This window comes from Streptomyces sp. NPDC048565 (assembly GCF_040650935.1).
GTDB lineage: Bacteria > Actinomycetota > Actinomycetes > Streptomycetales > Streptomycetaceae > Streptomyces.
Genome location: NZ_JBEZIH010000058.1, coordinates 1 through 3751, shown reverse-complemented (window position 1 = coordinate 3751; position 3751 = coordinate 1). Strand labels below are relative to the sequence as shown.

Below are 3751 nucleotides of genomic sequence, written 5' to 3'. Positions count from 1 at the left end.
CGCCCCGATACTGGGTGTATCGGGGTGATCCCGACAACGCGGCGAGCGTGCGTGCCAGGCGTCGCCGGGCAGGCGGGACTTTCGAAACACGCCCTGGGCAACTGCGTGACGCCCACGGCCCCGGGCATACGTCCGGGGCCGTGGGCGTTCACCTCAGTGGTTCCGAGCGGCATTTTTCCGGAAATCCACGCACATCGGTAAGTCTGCGGACCGGATCTTCGTACGACTCGGAGCAGGGGCCAGCGTCCCGTCCGGACTCAACAAGTGCGAAGATGGGTTCTCGGCAGGACAGGGCCCCCACCACAGGGCCGAATAACGCAAGCGGCCGAACACCAGCCGACCGGCCGGTCACACCCCAGCGACGGGGCCCGGCGTACGGCGCACATGCATGGAGGACGTGACGTGGCGAACGACGCCAGCACCGTTTTCGACCTAGTGATCCTCGGCGGTGGTAGCGGCGGTTACGCCGCGGCCCTGCGCGGAGCTCAGCTGGGCCTGGACGTCGCACTGATCGAGAAGGGCAAGGTCGGCGGCACCTGCCTGCACAACGGCTGCATCCCCACCAAGGCGCTGCTGCACGCCGGCGAGATCGCCGACCAGGCCCGCGAGAGCGAGCAGTTCGGTGTGAAGGCCACCTTCGACGGCATCGACATGGAGGCCGTCCACAAGTACAAGGACGAAGTGATCTCGGGCCTGTACAAGGGTCTGCAGGGTCTCATCGCCTCGCGCAAGGTCCACTACATCGAGGGTGAGGGCCGTCTCTCTTCGCCCACCTCGGTGGATGTCAACGGTCAGCGCATCCAGGGCCGCCATGTGCTGCTGGCGACCGGCTCCGTGCCGAAGTCGCTGCCCGGCCTGGAGATCGACGGCAACCGCATCATCTCCTCGGACCACGCGCTGAAGCTGGACCGTGTGCCGAAGTCCGCGATCGTCCTGGGCGGCGGCGTCATCGGCGTCGAGTTCGCCTCGGCGTGGAAGTCCTTCGGCAGCGACATCACCATCGTCGAGGGTCTGAAGCACCTGGTCCCGGTCGAGGACGAGAACAGCTCCAAGCTCCTCGAGCGCGCGTTCCGCAAGCGCGGCATCAAGTTCAACCTCGGCACCTTCTTCGACAAGGCCGAGTACACGCAGGACGGCGTGCGTGTGACGCTCGCCGACGGCAAGACCTTCGAGGCGGAGGTGCTGCTGGTCGCGATCGGCCGCGGCCCGGTCTCCCAGGGCCTGGGCTACGAGGAGGCGGGGGTCGCGCTCGACCGCGGCTACGTCCTCGTCGACGAGTACATGCGGACCAACGTGGAGACGATCTCGGCCGTCGGTGACCTGGTCCCGACCCTCCAGCTCGCACACGTCGGCTTCGCCGAGGGCATCCTGGTGGCCGAGCGGCTGGCAGGGATCAAGACCGTGCCGGTCGACTACGACGGCGTGCCGAAGGTGACGTACTGCCACCCCGAGGTCGCCTCCGTCGGTATCACCGAGGCCAAGGCCAAGGAGATCTACGGCGCGGACAAGGTCGTCGCCCTCAAGTACAACCTCGCGGGCAACGGCAAGAGCAAGATCCTCAAGACCGCGGGCGAGATCAAGCTCGTCCAGGTCAAGGACGGTGCCGTGGTCGGCGTCCACATGGTCGGTGACCGTATGGGCGAGCAGGTCGGCGAAGCCCAGCTGATCTACAACTGGGAGGCGCTGCCGGCCGAGGTCGCGCAGCTCATCCACGCCCACCCGACGCAGAACGAGGCGATGGGCGAGGCCCACCTGGCCCTGGCCGGCAAGCCTCTCCACTCCCACGACTGATCCAGTCCCGGGGACGACCGACCACTTCCGCACTTTCGTAAGGAGCAACTGAAACCATGTCGGTTTCCGTAACCCTTCCGGCGCTCGGCGAGAGCGTCACCGAGGGCACCGTCACCCGCTGGCTGAAGGCCGAGGGCGAGCACGTCGAGGCCGACGAGCCGTTGCTCGAGGTCTCGACCGACAAGGTCGACACCGAGATCCCCTCGCCCGCCTCCGGCGTGCTCGCGTCCATCAAGGTCGCCGAGGACGAGTCCGTCGAGGTCGGCGCCGAGCTGGCCGTCATCGACGACGGTTCGGGCGCGCCTGCCGCCGCCGCACCGGCCGCCGAGCCCGAGCCCGAGGCCGCCCCGGCCCCGGCCGCCCAGGAGGCCCCCGCCGCCGAGACCCCGGCAACCGAGGCCCCGGCAGCCGAGGCCTCCGCCGCCGCCGCTCCGGCCGGTGGTGCCTCCGGCACCGACGTCACCCTTCCGGCGCTCGGCGAGAGCGTCACCGAGGGCACCGTCACCCGCTGGCTGAAGGAGGTCGGCGAGGAGGTCGCGGAGGACGAGCCCCTGCTCGAGGTCTCCACGGACAAGGTCGACACCGAGATCCCCGCCCCGGTCGCCGGTGTGCTGCTGGAGATCGTCGTCGCCGAGGACGAGACCGCCGAGGTGGGCGCCAAGCTCGCCGTCATCGGCGCTCCGGGTGCCGCACCGGCCGCCGCTCCGGCTCCGGCCGCGCCCGCCCCCGCCGCCGCTCCGGCACCGGCCCCCGCAGCACCTGCCGCTCCGGCGCCGGCTCCGGCTCCGGCAGCAGCCCCGGCACCGGCTCCCGCAGCACCGGCCGCCCCGGCCCAGGCAGCTCCGGCTCCGGCACCCGCCGCGCCCGCAGCCCCGGCCAAGGCAGCTCCTGCCGCGCCCTCCGGTGACGACGGTGCGTACGTCACGCCGCTGGTCCGCAAGCTCGCCTCCGAGAACGGCGTCGACCTGGGCTCGGTCAAGGGCTCCGGCGTCGGTGGCCGTATCCGCAAGCAGGACGTCATCGCCGCCGCGGAGGCCGCCAAGGCCGCCGCCGCCACTCCGGCTCCGGCCGCCGCCGCCCCTGCGGCGTCCAAGGCCGCGCCGAAGATCGAGGCGTCCCCGCTGCGCGGTCAGACGGTCAAGATGACCCGCATGCGCAAGGTCATCGGCGAGAACATGATGAAGGCCCTGCACTCGCAGGCGCAGCTGACCACGGTCCTCGAGGTCGACATCACGAAGCTGATGAAGCTGCGCAACCAGGCGAAGGGGTCCTTCGCCGCCCGTGAGGGCGTCAAGCTGTCCCCGATGCCGTTCTTCGTGAAGGCTGCGGCCCAGGCGCTGAAGGCCCACCCGGTCGTCAACGCCCGGATCAACGAGGACGAGGGCACCATCACGTACTTCGACTCGGAGAACATCGGCATCGCCGTCGACGCCGAGAAGGGTCTGATGACCCCGGTCATCAAGGGTGCGGGCGACCTGAACATCGCCGGCATCGCGAAGAAGACCGCCGAGCTGGCCGGCAAGGCCCGCGGTGGCGGCCTCACCCCGGACGACATGTCCGGCGCGACCTTCACGGTCAGCAACACCGGTTCGCGCGGTGCGCTGTTCGACACCGTCATCGTGCCGCCGAACCAGGCGGCCATCCTGGGTATCGGCGCCACCGTCAAGCGTCCGGCGGTCATCGAGACCGCCGAGGGCACCGTCATCGGCGTCCGCGACATGACGTACCTCTCGCTCTCCTACGACCACCGTCTGGTGGACGGCGCGGACGCCGCCCGCTACCTGACGACGGTCAAGGCGATCCTCGAGGCGGGCGAGTTCGAGGTCGAGCTCGGCCTCTGAGCCGTACAGCTGTAACCAGCCTCACCAGCGGCGCCCCCGTCCGGAACACTTCCGGACGGGGGCGCCGCCGGGTTGGGTAGTGTGTGGGCGGGGATAGGAAGAGAGGGGGGTGGGGGAAG

The 3751-nt window shown here is 70.2% G+C and carries 2 protein-coding genes; both read left to right on the top strand.

All coding sequences use genetic code 11. The features are described 5' to 3' along the window. Positions 1-402 precede the first annotated feature (402 nt). On the top strand, positions 403-1791 hold the full coding sequence (lpdA, locus tag AB0C75_RS35800; RefSeq protein ID WP_362896711.1) for a dihydrolipoyl dehydrogenase: 1389 nt from the start codon (positions 403-405) through the stop codon (positions 1789-1791). A gap of 56 nt (positions 1792-1847) precedes the next feature. Beyond that, positions 1848-3632, top strand: coding sequence for a 2-oxoglutarate dehydrogenase, E2 component, dihydrolipoamide succinyltransferase (sucB, locus tag AB0C75_RS35795; RefSeq protein ID WP_362896709.1), 1785 nt, complete (start codon positions 1848-1850; stop codon positions 3630-3632). Positions 3633-3751: the final 119 nt, after the last annotated feature.